This window comes from Pseudomonas sp. PIC25, assembly GCF_002286785.1.
In the GTDB taxonomy this organism is placed as follows: domain Bacteria; phylum Pseudomonadota; class Gammaproteobacteria; order Pseudomonadales; family Pseudomonadaceae; genus Pseudomonas_M.
Genome location: NZ_MUJY01000172.1, coordinates 1 through 13,533 on the forward strand (window position 1 = coordinate 1; position 13,533 = coordinate 13,533).

The window sequence follows — 13,533 nt, forward strand, 5'->3', positions numbered from 1 at the left end:
ATCGCTCCGATCGCCATGGAAGACGGCCTGCGCTTCGCGATCCGCGAAGGTGGTCGTACCGTCGGCGCCGGCGTGGTTGCCAAGATCATCGAGTAATCGAAGGTCTCGCGGTAATGGAAAGGCCCCTTCGGGGGCCTTTTCTATTATTGATCATTTATTGACACCCCCTGGGCTCATCCGTACAATTGCGCCTCCTTTTATCGGGCGTATTGCGTCCGGTGGGGATGGCAACTTGGAGTCTGAGGTCAAAATGCAAAACCAACAAATCCGTATTCGGTTGAAGGCTTTTGACCATCGCCTGATCGATCAATCTACCCAGGAAATCGTGGAAACCGCGAAACGTACTGGTGCTCAGGTGCGTGGTCCGATTCCTCTGCCTACCCGCAAAGAGCGGTACACCGTACTGGTCTCTCCGCACGTCAACAAAGACGCGCGCGATCAGTATGAAATTCGTACCCATAAGCGTGTGCTGGACATCGTTCAGCCGACCGATAAAACGGTCGACGCGCTGATGAAGCTCGATCTTGCGGCTGGCGTGGAAGTGCAGATCAGCCTCGGCTAAAACCTGCCAGGTTTTGGTCGTGTAACGCTCTGAAATGGGCGGCCATAGCGGGTGAAAGCCCCGTACACTCAAGAGGTTTTAAAAATGACTATTGGTGTAGTCGGTCGTAAGTGCGGCATGACCCGCATTTTCACCGAAGAAGGTGTCTCCATTCCGGTTACGGTCATTGAGGTCGAGCCGAATCGCGTCACCCAGTTCAAAACTGAAGAGAGCGATGGCTATCGCGCCGTACAGGTGACTGTCGGTGAGCGTCGTGCTTCTCGCGTGACCAAGGCTCAGGCCGGTCACTTCGCCAAGGCCAATGTCGCTGCTGGTCGTAGCGTCTTGGAATTTCGTCTGGAAGAAGGCGAGTATCAGGCGGGTGATCAACTCAGTGTCGAGCTGTTCCAGGTAGGCCAGTTGGTGGATGTCACAGGTCAGTCCAAGGGTAAGGGCTTTGCCGGTACCATCAAGCGCTGGAACTTCCGTGGTCAGGACAACACTCACGGTAACTCTGTTTCCCACCGCGTCCCTGGTTCCATTGGCCAGTGCCAGACTCCTGGTCGTGTGTTCAAGGGCAAGAAGATGTCCGGTCATATGGGCGCTGAGCGCGTGACCGTGCAGTCCCTGGAAATTGTGCGTGTCGACGCTGAACGTAATCTGCTGCTGGTCAAGGGTGCCGTTCCTGGCGCTACCGGTGGTGATGTCGTCGTGCGTCCGGCAGCCAAGGCTCGCGGTTAAGAGGGGAATGCTGAGATGCAATTGAATGTAAATGGCGCTCAGGCGATCGAAGTCTCCGAGCGCACCTTTGGCGGCGAGTTCAACGAGACCCTCGTGCACCAGGCAGTCGTGGCCTATATGGCCGGAGGTCGTCAGGGCAGCAAGCAACAGAAGAGCCGTTCCGATGTCTCTGGTGGCGGCAAACGTCCGTGGCGTCAGAAGGGCACTGGTCGTGCTCGTGCTGGTACCACTCGTGGTCCGATCTGGCGTGGCGGTGGTGTTACCTTCGCTGCTCGTCCGCAGAATCATGAGCAGAAGCTCAACAAGAAGATGTATCGCGCAGCTCTGCGCTCCATCCTCTCCGAGCTGGTGCGTCAGGATCGTCTGGTTGTCGTCGAAGAGTTCGGTGTCGATGCGCCGAAGACTAAGGCTCTGCTGGGCAAGTTGAACGGCATGGGGCTGAACGATGTTCTGATCGTGTCCGATGCTGTTGATCAGAATCTCTATCTGGCTGCGCGCAACCTGCCGCACGTCGACGTTCGCGACGTACAGGGTTCCGATCCGGTCAGCCTGATCGCCTATGACAAGGTGCTGATCACCGTGTCCGCGGTGAAAAAGTTCGAGGAGCTGCTGGGATGAACCAGGAACGCGTATTCAAAGTGCTGCTTGGTCCGCACGTCTCCGAGAAGGCCACTGTGCTGGCGGACAGCAAGAGCCAATTCGTTTTCAAGGTTGCTACCGATGCAACCAAGCTGGAAATCAAGAAGGCCGTCGAAAGCCTGTTCAACGTGAAGGTGCAGCGCGTCACCACCCTGAATGTGAAGGGTAAGACCAAGCGTACCGTTCGCGGGCTGGGCAAGCGTAACGACTGGAAGAAGGCGTATATCGCCCTTCAACCGGGCCAAGATCTCGATTTCGCCAGCAGTGCTGAGTAAGGAAGGGGTGCATCATGGCAATCGTTAAATGCAAACCGACTTCCGCTGGCCGCCGTTTCGTGGTCAAAGTGGTTGGTCAGGAGCTGCACAAAGGCGCTCCTTACGCTCCGCTGGTCGAGAAGAAGTCCAAGTCTGGCGGCCGTAACAACAATGGCCGTATCACTACCCGTCACATAGGTGGTGGTCACAAACAGCATTACCGCCTGGTCGATTTTCGTCGCAACAAGGATGGCATTCCTGCCACCGTTGAGCGTATCGAATACGATCCGAACCGTACTGCCCACATCGCACTGCTGAAGTATGCCGACGGTGAGCGTCGCTACATCATCGCTCCGAAGGGTGTTAGCGCTGGTGATCAGCTGATTTCCGGTGTCAACGCGCCTATCAAGGCGGGCAACACTCTTCCGCTGCGCAACATTCCGGTTGGTAGCACTATTCACGGTGTTGAGCTGAAGCCTGGTAAGGGCGCTCAGATCGCTCGCTCCGCAGGTGCCTCCGTTCAGCTGGTGGCTCGCGAGGGTGCATACGTAACTCTGCGTCTGCGCTCCGGTGAGATGCGCAAGGTCCTGGCAGAGTGCCGTGCGACCCTGGGTGAGGTCTCGAACTCCGAGCACAGCCTGCGCTCGTTGGGCAAGGCTGGTGCCAAGCGCTGGCGTGGTATTCGTCCGACCGTTCGCGGTGTGGCGATGAACCCTGTCGATCACCCGCATGGTGGTGGTGAAGGTCGTACCTCGGGTGGTCGTCATCCGGTGTCGCCATGGGGCTTCCCGACCAAGGGCGCGAAGACTCGTGCGAACAAGCGCACCGACAACATGATCGTCCGCCGCCGTAAGTAACTAGAGGGATACGACAGTGCCGCGTTCTCTGAAAAAAGGTCCTTTTATCGATCTTCACCTACTGAAGAAGGTCGAAGTGGCGGTGGAAAAGGGTGATCGCAAGCCGGTTAAGACCTGGTCGCGTCGCTCCATGATCCTGCCGCAGATGGTTGGTCTGACCATCGCTGTGCATAACGGTCGTCAACATGTTCCGGTTCTTATCAACGAGGACATGGTCGGCCACAAACTGGGCGAGTTCGCCGCTACCCGCACCTATCGCGGGCACGCTGCGGACAAGAAAGCCAAGCGTTAAGGGGTAAGGAACGATGGAAGTAGCCGCTAAGCTGTCGGGCGCTCGAATCTCCGCCCAGAAAGCCCGCTTGGTCGCCGACCAGATCCGCGGGAAGAAGGTGGGCGAAGCGCTCAACCTCCTGGCTTTCAGCAGTAAGAAAGCCGCCGAGATCATGAAGAAAGTGCTGGAGTCGGCCGTGGCCAACGCCGAGCACAACGAAGGCGCGGACGTGGATGACCTCAAGGTCTCCACCGTTTTCGTCAACGAAGGGCGTTCGCTTAAGCGCATCATGCCGCGCGCCAAGGGCCGCGCTGATCGCATCGTCAAGCGGTCTTGCCATATCACTGTCAAGGTTGCGGACAAGTAACGGAGTCGATCAGATGGGTCAGAAAGTACATCCCGTTGGCATCCGCCTGGGAATCGTCAAGGAGCACACTTCGGTCTGGTATGCAGATAAGCGCACCTATGCGGACTATCTGCTGGCCGACCTGAAGGTTCGTGAGTACCTCCAAGACAAACTAAAAAGCGCGTCCGTAAGCCGCATCGATATCGCACGTCCGGCCCAAACCGCACGTGTCACCATCCATACCGCCCGTCCCGGCATCGTGATCGGCAAGAAGGGTGAGGATGTCGAAAAGCTGCGTCAGGACCTGACCAAGCAAATGGGTGTGCCGGTGCACATCAACATCGAAGAGATCCGCAAGCCGGAGCTCGATGCAATGTTGGTTGCTCAGAGCGTTGCCCAGCAGCTGGAGCGTCGCGTCATGTTCCGTCGTGCCATGAAGCGCGCGGTACAGAACGCCATGCGTATTGGTGCCAAGGGCATCAAGATTCAGGTGAGCGGTCGCCTCGGCGGTGCGGAAATCGCCCGTACCGAGTGGTATCGCGAAGGTCGTGTGCCCCTGCACACCCTGCGTGCCGATATCGATTACGCCACCTATGAAGCGCACACCACCTACGGTGTGATTGGCGTCAAGGTCTGGATCTTCAAGGGTGAGGTCATCGGTGGCCGCCAGGAAGAGCTCAAGCCGCAAGCGCCCGCTCCTCGTAAAAAAGCTGCTAAGTAAGGGGTACGCCAAATGTTGCAACCAAAGCGTACGAAGTTCCGTAAGCAGATGACCGGCCACAACCGTGGTCTGGCTCAGCGCGGTAGCAAAGTCAGCTTCGGCGAATTTGCTCTGAAATCCGTGAGCCGTGGTCGTCTCACTGCTCGTCAGATCGAGGCCGCACGTCGTGCCTTGACCCGTCACGTAAAGCGTGGCGGCAAGATCTGGATCCGCGTGTTCCCCGATAAGCCCGTCACCAAGAAGCCCCTCGAAGTACGTATGGGTAAAGGTAAGGGTAACGTCGAGTACTGGGTAGCCCAGATTCAACCGGGCAAGGTGCTCTACGAGATCGAGGGTGTTTCCGAAGAGCTGGCGCGTGAGGCTTTCGCCCTGGCCGCTGCAAAGCTGCCGCTCGCCACCTCCTTTGTTAAGCGGACGGTGATGTGATGAAAGCGAATGAACTTCGTGAAAAATCCGTACAGCAGCTGAACGAGCAACTGCTCGGCCTGCTGCGCGACCAGTTCAATCTGCGTATGCAGAAGGCAACTGGCCAGTTGGGGCAGTCTCACCTGCTCTCGCAAGTGAAGCGCGACATCGCTCGCGTGAAAACTGTGCTCAACCAGCAAGCAGGTAAGTAATCATGGCTGAAGCTCAGAAAACCGTCCGTACGCTGACCGGCCGTGTCGTCAGCGACAAAATGGACAAGACCATCACCGTCCTGATCGAGCGCCGCGTGAAGCACCCGATCTACGGTAAATACGTGAAGCGTTCGACCAAGCTGCACGCCCACGACGAAACCAACCAGTGCCGTATCGGCGACAAGGTCACCATTCGCGAGACCCGTCCGCTGGCCAAGACCAAGTCCTGGATGCTGGTGGAAGTCGTCGAGCGCGCGGTGGAAGTCTAAGAGACTAAGGGTCGGAGAAAGTTATGATTCAGACTCAATCCATGCTCGATGTGGCCGACAACAGCGGCGCTCGTCGCGTCATGTGCATCAAGGTGTTGGGCGGTTCTCACCGTCGTTACGCCGGCATTGGCGACATCATCAAGGTCACCGTGAAGGAAGCGATTCCGCGCGGTAAGGTGAAGAAGGGCCAGGTGATGACCGCTGTCGTGGTCCGCACCAAGCACGGCGTTCGTCGTCCTGATGGCTCGATCATCCGTTTCGACGGCAACGCTGCTGTTCTGCTGAACAACAAGCAGGAGCCGATCGGCACTCGTATCTTCGGGCCTGTGACTCGTGAGCTTCGTTCTGAGAAGTTCATGAAGATCGTTTCGCTCGCCCCTGAAGTGCTGTAAGGAGAAGCCGTCATGCAAAAGATTCGTCGTGACGACGAGATCATCGTCATCGCCGGCAAAGACAAGGGCAAGCGTGGCAAGGTGCTCAAGGTTCTCGCGGACGACCGTCTGGTCGTCGGCGGGATCAACCTGGTCAAGCGCCATACCAAGCCGAACCCGATGCTGGGTGTACAGGGCGGGATCGTCGAGAAAGAGGCGCCGCTGCACGCCTCCAACGTGGCCATCTTCAATGCTGAAACCAACAAGGCTGACCGCGTTGGTTTCAAGGTAGAAGAAGGCAAAAAAATTCGTGTCTTCAAGTCGACCCAAAAGCCGGTTGATGCTTGAGCACTGCTAGGTAGATCACCATGGCACGACTAAAAGAGATTTATCGGAAGGAAATCGCGCCCAAGCTGAAAGAACAACTTCAGCTGGCCAACGTGATGGAAGTTCCGCGCGTTACCAAAATCACCCTGAACATGGGTCTTGGCGAAGCGGTAGGTGACAAGAAGGTCATCGAGAACGCCGTCGCCGACCTGGAGAAGATCACCGGTCAGAAGCCGGTTGTGACTTACGCTCGCAAGTCCATCGCTGGTTTCAAGATCCGCGAAGGCTGGCCGATCGGTGTCAAGGTCACTCTGCGTCGCGATCGGATGTACGAGTTCCTGGACCGTCTGCTTTCCATCTCCCTGCCGCGCGTACGTGACTTTCGCGGCCTGAATGCCAAGTCCTTCGACGGACGCGGCAACTACAGCATGGGCGTGAAAGAGCAGATCATCTTCCCGGAAATCGATTACGACAAGATCGATGCGCTCCGTGGTCTGGATATCACTCTGACCACTACCGCCCGTACCGATGATGAAGGTCGTGCTCTGCTGCGCGCCTTCAACTTCCCGTTCCGCAACTGATTGGAGTAGGAAATGGCCAAACAGAGCATGAAGAACCGTGAGCTGAAGCGTCAGCAAACGGTAGCCAAGTACGCCAAGAAGCGTGCTGAGCTGAAAGCTATCATCGCCAACCCGAACTCCACTCCGGAAGCGCGTTGGGAGGCTCAAATTGCCCTGCAGAAGCAGCCGCGTGATGCGAGCGCTTCCCGTCTGCGCAATCGGTGCCGCCTGACCGGTCGTCCTCATGGCGTTTACCGCAAGTTCGGGCTTGCCCGTAACATGCTGCGTCAGGCCGCTATGCGTGGTGACGTACCGGGTCTGGTCAAGGCCAGCTGGTAAGGCGTACGTAGTGAGCGTCGGAGGCTTGCCTCCCCGTTCACGGCGAATCGAATCAAGCCCCTTTTGGGGCTTGATTCATTTCTGAGCAGTCTCTAGAATGACCGGCTCTCCTGAGCCCGGGTTTTCGTGGCGCTCAGGTGGATACAGCCGCAAGGCTTTCTTTTTGTTTCAGGAGCATCTAGCCCATGAGTATGCAGGACCCGTTAGCGGACATGCTAACTCGTATCCGTAATGCCCAGATGGCTGAGAAGACCGTGGTTAGCATGCCGTCTTCCAAGCTGAAGGTGGCAGTCGCCAACGTTCTGAAGAGCGAAGGTTATATCACCGGATACCAAGTCAGCAGCGACGCCAAGCCGTTGCTGTCCATCGAGCTTAAGTATTTCGAAGGCCGTCCGGTCATTGAAGAGCTCAAGCGCGTTAGTCGTCCTGGCCTGCGCCAGTACAAGTCCGTCGACCAGTTGCCGAAAGTTCGCGGTGGCCTGGGCGTTTCGATCGTTTCCACCAACAAGGGTGTGATGACTGATCGTGCTGCTCGCGCTGCTGGCGTTGGCGGCGAAGTGCTCTGCACAGTGTTCTAAGGGGGGATAAGCATGTCTCGCGTTGCTAAGAACCCCGTCAAGCTGCCCGCCGGCGTGGAAGTGAAACTGGTCGGCCAGGTCCTTTCGGTGAAAGGTGCCAAGGGTGCGCTGGATCTGAACGTACATCCGTCCGTGGAAGTCACCCATGAGGCGGGCGAGCTGCGTTTCGCTGCTCGTAATGGCGATCAGCAGAACAAGGCCATGGCTGGCACTACTCGTGCCTTGGTCAACAACATGGTTATCGGTGTCAGCCAGGGCTTCGAGCGCAAGCTTCAGCTGGTTGGCGTTGGTTACAAGGCTCAGGCCAAAGGTCAGGTGCTGTCTCTGGCTCTTGGCTTCTCTCATCCGGTGGATTACGAGTTGCCGCAAGGTGTCACTGCCGAGACTCCCAGCCAGACCGACATCCTGATCAAGGGTATCGACAAGCAGCTGGTAGGTCAGGTGGCTGCTGAGATCCGCGACTTCCGCCGGCCGGAGCCTTATAAAGGCAAGGGCGTACGTTACTCGGACGAAGTCGTCCGTCGTAAAGAAGCTAAGAAGAAGTAGGGCATAGCAAATGAGCGTAAAGAAAGAAACTCGTCTGCGTCGCGCTCGCAAGGCACGCCTGAAAATGCGCGAGCTGGAAACCGTACGCCTTTGCGTGTACCGCTCTTCCCAGCACATTTACGCCCAGGTCATTTCGGCCGACGGCGGCAAGGTCCTGGCCAGCGCCTCGACCTTGGACAAAGAACTGCGTGATGGTGCCACCGGCAACGTCGACGCGGCCAAGAAGGTTGGTCAGCTGGTGGCTGAGCGTGCGAAAGCCGCCGGTGTCACTCAGGTGGCGTTCGATCGTTCTGGCTTCAAGTACCACGGTCGTGTTAAGGCATTGGCCGATGCTGCTCGTGAAGGCGGGCTGGAGTTCTAAGTTATGGCAAATAACGAGCAAAAGCGCGACGAAGGCTACATCGAGAAGCTGGTTCAGGTTAATCGCGTCGCCAAAACCGTTAAGGGTGGCCGTATTTTCACCTTCACCGCGCTGACCGTGGTTGGTGATGGCAAGGGTCGTGTCGGTTTCGGTCGCGGTAAGTCCCGCGAAGTCCCCGCCGCCATCCAGAAGGCTATGGAAGCGGCTCGCCGCAACATGATCCAGGTCGATCTGAACGGCACCACTCTGCAGTACCCGATCAAGTCCGCTCATGGCGCCTCTAAGGTGTTCATGCAGCCGGCTTCCGAAGGTACCGGTATCATCGCCGGCGGTGCCATGCGTGCCGTTCTGGAAGTGGCTGGTGTTCAAAACGTCCTGGCCAAGTGCTACGGCTCGACCAATCCGGTGAACGTGGTTTACGCCACTTTCAAAGGGCTGAAGAACATGCAGTCTCCGGAATCGGTCGCGGCCAAGCGTGGCAAGAGCGTCGAGGAGATTCTCTGATCATGGCTAACGCAACTGTTAAGGTCACCTTGGTCAAGAGCCTGAACGGCCGTCTGGCCAATCACAAGGCTTGCGTCAAGGGTCTCGGCCTGCGTCGCATCGGTCATACCGTTGAAGTTCAGGATACTCCTGAAAACCGCGGCATGATCAACAAGGCCTATTACCTTCTGCGTGTGGAGGGTTAATCCATGCAACTGAACGATCTGCGTTCCGCGCCGGGTGCCCGTCGCGAAAAGCTGCGTCCGGGCCGTGGTATCGGTAGCGGTCTGGGCAAGACCGGCGGCCGTGGCCATAAAGGCCAGACCTCCCGTTCCGGCGGCAAGATTGCTCCCGGTTTCGAGGGCGGTCAGCAGCCTCTGCACCGCCGTCTGCCCAAGTTCGGTTTCGTTTCCCTGAAGGCTATGGATCGCGCTGAAGTGCGTACTTCCGAGCTGGCGAAGGTGGAAGGCGACATCGTTACTGTGCAGGCGCTGAAGGATGCCAACGTCATTAACCAGAACGTGCAGCGTGTGAAAATCATGCTCTCGGGCGAGGTTGGTCGTGCGGTCACCCTGAAAGGCATCGCCGCCACCAAGGGTGCGCGTGCGGCCATCGAAGCAGCTGGCGGCAAAATCGAGGAATAAATGGCTAAGCAAGGTGCTCTCTCCGCGCTCAGCAATGGCGGGTTGTCCGAACTCTGGGCTCGACTGCGTTTCCTTTTCCTGGCGATCATCGTCTACCGGATTGGAGCGCATATCCCAGTACCAGGTATCAACCCTGACCGGCTGGCCGACCTGTTCCGGCAGAACGAGGGGACCATTCTTAGCCTATTCAACATGTTTTCCGGCGGTGCGCTGGAACGGATGAGTATCTTCGCGCTGGGGATCATGCCGTACATCTCGGCATCGATCATCATGCAGTTGATGACAGCCGTCAGCCCGCAGTTGGAACAGTTGAAGAAGGAAGGGGAAGCTGGCCGTCGCAAGATCAGCCAGTACACCCGCTACGGCACTCTCGTCCTGGCATTCGTCCAGGCCATCGGCATGTCGATCGGCCTGGCGAGCCAGGGCGTAGCGTTCACTACCGATTTCGGCTTCCACTTCGTAGCTGTCACCACCTTCGTGGCGGGGGCGATGTTCATGATGTGGTTGGGTGAGCAAATCACCGAGCGCGGTGTCGGCAACGGTATCTCGATGCTGATTTTCGCAGGCATCGTGGCTGGCTTGCCGTCGGCAATCGGGAAGTCTTTCGAGTCTGCCCGTCAAGGCGATATCAACATCATCGCCTTGCTTGCCATCGGTCTGCTGGCGGTAGCGATCATCGGTTTTGTGGTGTTCATCGAGCGTGGGCAACGCCGTATTGCGGTGCATTACGCCAAGCGTCAGCAAGGCCGCAAGGTTTTTGCTGCGCAAACCAGTCACCTGCCTCTGAAGGTGAACATGGCTGGTGTCATTCCGGCTATTTTCGCCAGCAGCATCCTGTTGTTCCCGGCCTCTCTGGGGTCCTGGTTCGGTCAGGGTGAGGGCATGGGGTGGTTGCAGGACATCGCTCAGTCGATTGCTCCCGGTCAGCCGTTGAACATTCTGCTGTTTAGTGCAGGGATCATTTTCTTCTGCTTCTTCTATACGGCTCTGATGTTCAACCCGAAGGACGTAGCGGAAAACCTGAAGAAGTCCGGTGCCTTTATTCCGGGTATTCGTCCGGGCGAGCAGTCTGCGCGCTATATCGATGGCGTGTTGACCCGCTTGACCATGTTCGGTGCCCTGTACATGACGGCCGTATGCTTGTTGCCCCAGTTCCTGGTGGTGGCGGCCAACGTACCGTTCTACCTTGGCGGGACCTCGTTGCTGATCGTGGTTGTGGTTGTGATGGACTTCATGTCCCAAGTACAATCGCACCTCGTTTCCCACCAGTACGAATCCCTGATGAAAAAAGCCAACCTGAAGGGTTACGGCAGCGGCATGCTCCGCTGACGTGTCCGTAAGGTTCGAGGAGTTGGTGATGAAAGTTCGTGCATCGGTGAAGAAGCTGTGCCGTAACTGCAAGATCATCCGTCGCGAAGGTGTCGTTCGCGTGATCTGCAGTGCGGAGCCGCGTCACAAGCAGCGCCAAGGCTGATTGTGATTCACGCGTAATGAGCCCGGCAGCTAGTGCGCTGTCGGGTTGATTCTTTGTTATTACAGCGCTAATATCCCGCGCCCTATTTCTTGGCTTCCAGGGTGTGGGTAGCTGTCAATTGGAGTTCCACTGAATGGCCCGTATTGCAGGCGTCAACATTCCAGATAACAAGCATACTGTTATCTCGCTGACCTACATCTACGGTGTTGGTCGCACCACTGCGCAGAGCATCTGCGCTGCTGCTGGCGTAAATCCGGCGGCGAAAATCAAGGATCTCTCCGACGAGCAGATCGAGTTGCTGCGTGGCGAAGTGGCCAAGATCACCACTGAGGGTGACCTGCGTCGCGAAGTCAACATGAAGATCAAGCGCTTGATGGATCTGGGCTGCTACCGCGGTCTGCGTCATCGCCGTGGCCTGCCGGTCCGCGGTCAGCGTACCAAGACCAACGCGCGCACCCGTAAGGGCCCGCGTAAGCCGATCCGCAAGTAATCGCATTCGCGAATCGACAGGAATCTAGTCATGGCAAAACCTGCTGCTCGTCCTCGTAAGAAAGTCAAAAAGACGGTGGTTGATGGCATCGCCCATATCCACGCGTCTTTCAACAACACCATCGTGACCATCACTGACCGTCAGGGCAATGCCCTGTCCTGGGCTACCTCCGGTGGCTCGGGCTTCCGCGGTTCCCGTAAGAGCACTCCGTTCGCTGCCCAGGTGGCTGCCGAGCGTGCCGGCCAGGCTGCTCTGGAATACGGTCTGAAGAACCTCGACGTTAACGTCAAGGGTCCGGGCCCGGGTCGCGAGTCCGCTGTGCGTGCTTTGAACGCCTGCGGCTACAAAATCGCCAGCATCACCGACGTGACGCCGATCCCGCACAACGGGTGCCGTCCGCCGAAGAAGCGTCGCGTGTAATAGGAGACAGTGAGAAATGGCTCGTTACATTGGTCCCAAGTGCAAACTGTCTCGTCGTGAAGGTACCGACCTCTTCCTGAAGAGTGGTGCTCGCGCGCTCGAATCCAAGTGCAACATCGAATCCGCTCCCGGTATCCATGGCCAACGCCGTGGTCGCCTGTCCGACTACGGCACCCAGCTGCGTGAAAAGCAGAAAGTCCGCCGTATCTACGGTGTACTGGAGCGTCAGTTCAGCGGTTACTACAAGGAAGCTGCCCGCAAGAAAGGCGCTACCGGCGAGAACCTGCTGCAGCTGCTCGAGTGCCGTCTGGACAACGTCGTCTACCGCATGGGTTTCGGTGCCACTCGTGCCGAATCCCGTCAGTTGGTTTCTCACAAGGCCATCAGTGTCAACGGCAAGACCGTGAACGTTCCGTCGTTCCAGATTCAGCCGGGTGACGTGGTTGCTGTGCGTGAAAAGTCGAAGAACCAGCTGCGCATCGCCCAAGCCCTCGAACTGTGCGCTCAGCGCGGTCGTGTCGAGTGGGTGGAAGTGGACGCAGAGAAGAAATCCGGTGTGTTCAAGAGCGTACCGGCTCGTAGCGATCTGTCCGCCGACATCAACGAAAACCTGATTGTCGAGCTCTACTCCAAGTAAGGGCTAGAAAATAGGTGTATCCATGCAGAGTTCGGTAAATGAGTTCCTGACCCCCCGCCATATCGATGTGCAGGTGGTCAGTCCGACCCGCGCCAAGATCACGCTCGAGCCTCTCGAGCGTGGTTTCGGCCATACCCTGGGCAACGCGTTGCGTCGCATCCTGTTGTCCTCCATGCCCGGCTGTGCAGTAGTCGAGGCCGAAATTGATGGCGTGCTCCACGAGTACAGCGCTATCGAAGGCGTGCAGGAAGATGTCATCGAAATCCTGCTCAACCTCAAAGGTCTGGCTATCAAGTTGCACGGCCGTGACGAAGTAACGCTGAACCTCTCCAAGAAAGGTTCGGGCGTGGTCACTGCTGCCGATATTCAGCTGGATCATGATGTCGAAATCGTCAACGGCGATCACGTGATTGCCAACTTGGCGGATAACGGCGCCCTGAACATGAAGCTCAAGATCGCTCGCGGTCGCGGCTACGAGCCGGCTGACGCGCGTCAGAGCGACGAAGACGAAAGCCGCAGCATCGGTCGCTTGCAGCTGGACGCTTCCTTCAGCCCGGTCCGTCGTGTTGCCTACGTGGTCGAAAACGCCCGTGTCGAGCAGCGCACCAACTTGGACAAGCTGGTTATCGATCTGGAAACCAACGGTACCCTGGATCCCGAAGAGGCCATCCGTCGTGCCGCGACCATCCTGCAACAGCAGTTGGCCGCGTTCGTCGACCTCAAGGGCGACAGCGAGCCGGTGGTTGTTGAGCAGGAAGATGAGATTGATCCGATCCTCCTGCGTCCAGTCGACGACCTCGAGCTGACCGTACGTTCGGCCAACTGCCTGAAGGCGGAGAACATCTACTATATCGGCGACCTGATTCAGCGCACCGAAGTAGAGCTGTTGAAGACTCCGAACCTGGGCAAGAAGTCCCTGACCGAGATCAAGGACGTTCTGGCTTCCCGTGGTTTGTCCCTCGGTATGCGCCTCGACAACTGGCCGCCGGCAAGTCTGAAGAAAGACGACAAGGCTACGGCCTGATCGTCATCACCACCGAACGAACA

The 13,533-nt window shown here is 57.7% G+C and carries 27 protein-coding genes and 1 pseudogene; all 28 read left to right on the forward strand.

Translation table 11 applies throughout. The features are described 5' to 3' along the window. Positions 1 to 96 (forward strand): annotated as a pseudogene (locus BZL41_RS22250) (elongation factor Tu); the annotation flags it as partial. A 154-nt stretch (positions 97 to 250) separates the two neighbouring features. Next, positions 251 to 562: a 30S ribosomal protein S10 gene (gene rpsJ, locus BZL41_RS22255; RefSeq protein ID WP_003463313.1), complete on the forward strand. Its 312-nt coding sequence runs from the start codon at positions 251 to 253 to the stop codon at positions 560 to 562. Between the two features lie 84 nt (positions 563 to 646). Continuing rightward, positions 647 to 1,282, forward strand: coding sequence for a 50S ribosomal protein L3 (gene rplC, locus BZL41_RS22260; protein WP_095601299.1), 636 nt, complete (start codon positions 647 to 649; stop codon positions 1,280 to 1,282). A 15-nt stretch (positions 1,283 to 1,297) separates the two neighbouring features. After that, a complete protein-coding gene (gene rplD / locus BZL41_RS22265; RefSeq protein WP_084339549.1) occupies positions 1,298 to 1,900 on the forward strand; it encodes a 50S ribosomal protein L4 in 603 nt (200 codons plus the stop codon). Next, on the forward strand, positions 1,897 to 2,196 hold the full coding sequence (rplW, locus tag BZL41_RS22270; RefSeq protein ID WP_095601300.1) for a 50S ribosomal protein L23: 300 nt from the start codon (positions 1,897 to 1,899) through the stop codon (positions 2,194 to 2,196). The genes rplD and rplW overlap by 4 nt, the downstream gene beginning before the upstream one ends. Before the next feature lie 14 nt (positions 2,197 to 2,210). Beyond that, positions 2,211 to 3,032 (forward strand): 50S ribosomal protein L2, encoded by an 822-nt coding sequence (gene rplB, locus BZL41_RS22275; protein WP_095601301.1) that lies wholly within the window; start codon positions 2,211 to 2,213, stop codon positions 3,030 to 3,032. Between the two features lie 16 nt (positions 3,033 to 3,048). After that, on the forward strand, positions 3,049 to 3,324 hold the full coding sequence (gene rpsS, locus BZL41_RS22280; RefSeq protein WP_084339552.1) for a 30S ribosomal protein S19: 276 nt from the start codon (positions 3,049 to 3,051) through the stop codon (positions 3,322 to 3,324). A gap of 13 nt (positions 3,325 to 3,337) precedes the next feature. Next, entirely contained in the window at positions 3,338 to 3,670 is a 333-nt protein-coding gene (rplV, locus tag BZL41_RS22285; RefSeq protein ID WP_003103908.1) for a 50S ribosomal protein L22, read from the forward strand. 13 nt (positions 3,671 to 3,683) lie between these two features. Continuing rightward, positions 3,684 to 4,370, forward strand: coding sequence for a 30S ribosomal protein S3 (gene rpsC, locus BZL41_RS22290; RefSeq protein ID WP_084339553.1), 687 nt, complete (start codon positions 3,684 to 3,686; stop codon positions 4,368 to 4,370). A 12-nt stretch (positions 4,371 to 4,382) separates the two neighbouring features. Continuing rightward, positions 4,383 to 4,796: a 50S ribosomal protein L16 gene (gene rplP / locus BZL41_RS22295; RefSeq protein WP_028238758.1), complete on the forward strand. Its 414-nt coding sequence runs from the start codon at positions 4,383 to 4,385 to the stop codon at positions 4,794 to 4,796. After that, positions 4,796 to 4,987, forward strand: coding sequence for a 50S ribosomal protein L29 (rpmC, locus tag BZL41_RS22300; protein WP_016490538.1), 192 nt, complete (start codon positions 4,796 to 4,798; stop codon positions 4,985 to 4,987). The genes rplP and rpmC overlap by 1 nt, the downstream gene beginning before the upstream one ends. Before the next feature lie 2 nt (positions 4,988 to 4,989). Continuing rightward, positions 4,990 to 5,256: a 30S ribosomal protein S17 gene (rpsQ, locus tag BZL41_RS22305; RefSeq protein ID WP_084339554.1), complete on the forward strand. Its 267-nt coding sequence runs from the start codon at positions 4,990 to 4,992 to the stop codon at positions 5,254 to 5,256. Between the two features lie 23 nt (positions 5,257 to 5,279). After that, positions 5,280 to 5,648, forward strand: a complete 369-nt coding sequence (gene rplN / locus BZL41_RS22310; protein WP_003448734.1) for a 50S ribosomal protein L14 — start codon at positions 5,280 to 5,282, stop codon at positions 5,646 to 5,648. Between the two features lie 12 nt (positions 5,649 to 5,660). Further along, positions 5,661 to 5,975 (forward strand): 50S ribosomal protein L24, encoded by a 315-nt coding sequence (gene rplX / locus BZL41_RS22315; protein ID WP_084339555.1) that lies wholly within the window; start codon positions 5,661 to 5,663, stop codon positions 5,973 to 5,975. A gap of 20 nt (positions 5,976 to 5,995) precedes the next feature. Beyond that, positions 5,996 to 6,535 (forward strand): 50S ribosomal protein L5, encoded by a 540-nt coding sequence (gene rplE / locus BZL41_RS22320; RefSeq protein ID WP_084339556.1) that lies wholly within the window; start codon positions 5,996 to 5,998, stop codon positions 6,533 to 6,535. A 12-nt stretch (positions 6,536 to 6,547) separates the two neighbouring features. Then, entirely contained in the window at positions 6,548 to 6,853 is a 306-nt protein-coding gene (gene rpsN / locus BZL41_RS22325; RefSeq protein ID WP_084339557.1) for a 30S ribosomal protein S14, read from the forward strand. 185 nt (positions 6,854 to 7,038) lie between these two features. Then, entirely contained in the window at positions 7,039 to 7,431 is a 393-nt protein-coding gene (rpsH, locus tag BZL41_RS22330) for a 30S ribosomal protein S8 (RefSeq protein ID WP_084339558.1), read from the forward strand. A 12-nt stretch (positions 7,432 to 7,443) separates the two neighbouring features. Then, the gene (rplF, locus tag BZL41_RS22335) at positions 7,444 to 7,977 is read left to right on the forward strand and encodes a 50S ribosomal protein L6 (protein WP_084339559.1); all 534 of its coding nucleotides are present in this window, start codon (positions 7,444 to 7,446) and stop codon (positions 7,975 to 7,977) included. A gap of 10 nt (positions 7,978 to 7,987) precedes the next feature. Then, entirely contained in the window at positions 7,988 to 8,338 is a 351-nt protein-coding gene (gene rplR / locus BZL41_RS22340; protein WP_084339560.1) for a 50S ribosomal protein L18, read from the forward strand. Positions 8,339 to 8,341: 3 nt separating this feature from the next. Continuing rightward, the gene (gene rpsE, locus BZL41_RS22345; RefSeq protein WP_028629279.1) at positions 8,342 to 8,842 is read left to right on the forward strand and encodes a 30S ribosomal protein S5; all 501 of its coding nucleotides are present in this window, start codon (positions 8,342 to 8,344) and stop codon (positions 8,840 to 8,842) included. A 2-nt stretch (positions 8,843 to 8,844) separates the two neighbouring features. Next, entirely contained in the window at positions 8,845 to 9,027 is a 183-nt protein-coding gene (gene rpmD, locus BZL41_RS22350) for a 50S ribosomal protein L30 (RefSeq protein ID WP_084339561.1), read from the forward strand. 3 nt (positions 9,028 to 9,030) lie between these two features. Next, entirely contained in the window at positions 9,031 to 9,465 is a 435-nt protein-coding gene (gene rplO, locus BZL41_RS22355) for a 50S ribosomal protein L15 (protein WP_095601302.1), read from the forward strand. Then, positions 9,466 to 10,794 carry a preprotein translocase subunit SecY gene (gene secY / locus BZL41_RS22360; RefSeq protein ID WP_095601303.1) on the forward strand — a complete coding sequence of 443 codons (1,329 nt, stop codon included), beginning with the start codon at positions 9,466 to 9,468 and terminating at the stop codon, positions 10,792 to 10,794. 28 nt (positions 10,795 to 10,822) lie between these two features. Further along, a complete protein-coding gene (rpmJ, locus tag BZL41_RS22365; protein ID WP_002555468.1) occupies positions 10,823 to 10,939 on the forward strand; it encodes a 50S ribosomal protein L36 in 117 nt (38 codons plus the stop codon). A gap of 133 nt (positions 10,940 to 11,072) precedes the next feature. Beyond that, positions 11,073 to 11,429, forward strand: coding sequence for a 30S ribosomal protein S13 (gene rpsM, locus BZL41_RS22370; protein ID WP_084339564.1), 357 nt, complete (start codon positions 11,073 to 11,075; stop codon positions 11,427 to 11,429). Between the two features lie 30 nt (positions 11,430 to 11,459). Then, complete coding sequence (gene rpsK / locus BZL41_RS22375) at positions 11,460 to 11,849, forward strand: 30S ribosomal protein S11 (RefSeq protein WP_003093689.1); 390 nt, start codon at positions 11,460 to 11,462, stop codon at positions 11,847 to 11,849. 16 nt (positions 11,850 to 11,865) lie between these two features. Beyond that, positions 11,866 to 12,486 carry a 30S ribosomal protein S4 gene (gene rpsD / locus BZL41_RS22380; protein WP_095601304.1) on the forward strand — a complete coding sequence of 207 codons (621 nt, stop codon included), beginning with the start codon at positions 11,866 to 11,868 and terminating at the stop codon, positions 12,484 to 12,486. 22 nt (positions 12,487 to 12,508) lie between these two features. Then, positions 12,509 to 13,510 carry a DNA-directed RNA polymerase subunit alpha gene (gene rpoA, locus BZL41_RS22385; protein ID WP_084339566.1) on the forward strand — a complete coding sequence of 334 codons (1,002 nt, stop codon included), beginning with the start codon at positions 12,509 to 12,511 and terminating at the stop codon, positions 13,508 to 13,510. Positions 13,511 to 13,533 lie beyond the last annotated feature (23 nt).

What these genes read in the sequence shown, in the direction of transcription:
- rpsJ (WP_003463313.1), top strand. Translation starts at nt 251, where the DNA reads ATGCAAAACCAACAAATCCGTATTCGGTTGAAGGCTTTTGACCATCGC.
- rplC (WP_095601299.1), top strand. Translation starts at nt 647, where the DNA reads ATGACTATTGGTGTAGTCGGTCGTAAGTGCGGCATGACCCGCATTTTC.
- rplD (WP_084339549.1), top strand. Translation starts at nt 1,298, where the DNA reads ATGCAATTGAATGTAAATGGCGCTCAGGCGATCGAAGTCTCCGAGCGC.
- rplW (WP_095601300.1), top strand. Translation starts at nt 1,897, where the DNA reads ATGAACCAGGAACGCGTATTCAAAGTGCTGCTTGGTCCGCACGTCTCC.
- rplB (WP_095601301.1), top strand. Translation starts at nt 2,211, where the DNA reads ATGGCAATCGTTAAATGCAAACCGACTTCCGCTGGCCGCCGTTTCGTG.
- rplV (WP_003103908.1), top strand. Translation starts at nt 3,338, where the DNA reads ATGGAAGTAGCCGCTAAGCTGTCGGGCGCTCGAATCTCCGCCCAGAAA.
- rpsC (WP_084339553.1), top strand. Translation starts at nt 3,684, where the DNA reads ATGGGTCAGAAAGTACATCCCGTTGGCATCCGCCTGGGAATCGTCAAG.
- rplP (WP_028238758.1), top strand. Translation starts at nt 4,383, where the DNA reads ATGTTGCAACCAAAGCGTACGAAGTTCCGTAAGCAGATGACCGGCCAC.
- rpmC (WP_016490538.1), top strand. Translation starts at nt 4,796, where the DNA reads ATGAAAGCGAATGAACTTCGTGAAAAATCCGTACAGCAGCTGAACGAG.
- rpsQ (WP_084339554.1), top strand. Translation starts at nt 4,990, where the DNA reads ATGGCTGAAGCTCAGAAAACCGTCCGTACGCTGACCGGCCGTGTCGTC.
- rplN (WP_003448734.1), top strand. Translation starts at nt 5,280, where the DNA reads ATGATTCAGACTCAATCCATGCTCGATGTGGCCGACAACAGCGGCGCT.
- rplX (WP_084339555.1), top strand. Translation starts at nt 5,661, where the DNA reads ATGCAAAAGATTCGTCGTGACGACGAGATCATCGTCATCGCCGGCAAA.
- rplE (WP_084339556.1), top strand. Translation starts at nt 5,996, where the DNA reads ATGGCACGACTAAAAGAGATTTATCGGAAGGAAATCGCGCCCAAGCTG.
- rpsN (WP_084339557.1), top strand. Translation starts at nt 6,548, where the DNA reads ATGGCCAAACAGAGCATGAAGAACCGTGAGCTGAAGCGTCAGCAAACG.
- rpsH (WP_084339558.1), top strand. Translation starts at nt 7,039, where the DNA reads ATGAGTATGCAGGACCCGTTAGCGGACATGCTAACTCGTATCCGTAAT.
- rplF (WP_084339559.1), top strand. Translation starts at nt 7,444, where the DNA reads ATGTCTCGCGTTGCTAAGAACCCCGTCAAGCTGCCCGCCGGCGTGGAA.
- rplR (WP_084339560.1), top strand. Translation starts at nt 7,988, where the DNA reads ATGAGCGTAAAGAAAGAAACTCGTCTGCGTCGCGCTCGCAAGGCACGC.
- rpsE (WP_028629279.1), top strand. Translation starts at nt 8,342, where the DNA reads ATGGCAAATAACGAGCAAAAGCGCGACGAAGGCTACATCGAGAAGCTG.
- rpmD (WP_084339561.1), top strand. Translation starts at nt 8,845, where the DNA reads ATGGCTAACGCAACTGTTAAGGTCACCTTGGTCAAGAGCCTGAACGGC.
- rplO (WP_095601302.1), top strand. Translation starts at nt 9,031, where the DNA reads ATGCAACTGAACGATCTGCGTTCCGCGCCGGGTGCCCGTCGCGAAAAG.
- secY (WP_095601303.1), top strand. Translation starts at nt 9,466, where the DNA reads ATGGCTAAGCAAGGTGCTCTCTCCGCGCTCAGCAATGGCGGGTTGTCC.
- rpmJ (WP_002555468.1), top strand. Translation starts at nt 10,823, where the DNA reads ATGAAAGTTCGTGCATCGGTGAAGAAGCTGTGCCGTAACTGCAAGATC.
- rpsM (WP_084339564.1), top strand. Translation starts at nt 11,073, where the DNA reads ATGGCCCGTATTGCAGGCGTCAACATTCCAGATAACAAGCATACTGTT.
- rpsK (WP_003093689.1), top strand. Translation starts at nt 11,460, where the DNA reads ATGGCAAAACCTGCTGCTCGTCCTCGTAAGAAAGTCAAAAAGACGGTG.
- rpsD (WP_095601304.1), top strand. Translation starts at nt 11,866, where the DNA reads ATGGCTCGTTACATTGGTCCCAAGTGCAAACTGTCTCGTCGTGAAGGT.
- rpoA (WP_084339566.1), top strand. Translation starts at nt 12,509, where the DNA reads ATGCAGAGTTCGGTAAATGAGTTCCTGACCCCCCGCCATATCGATGTG.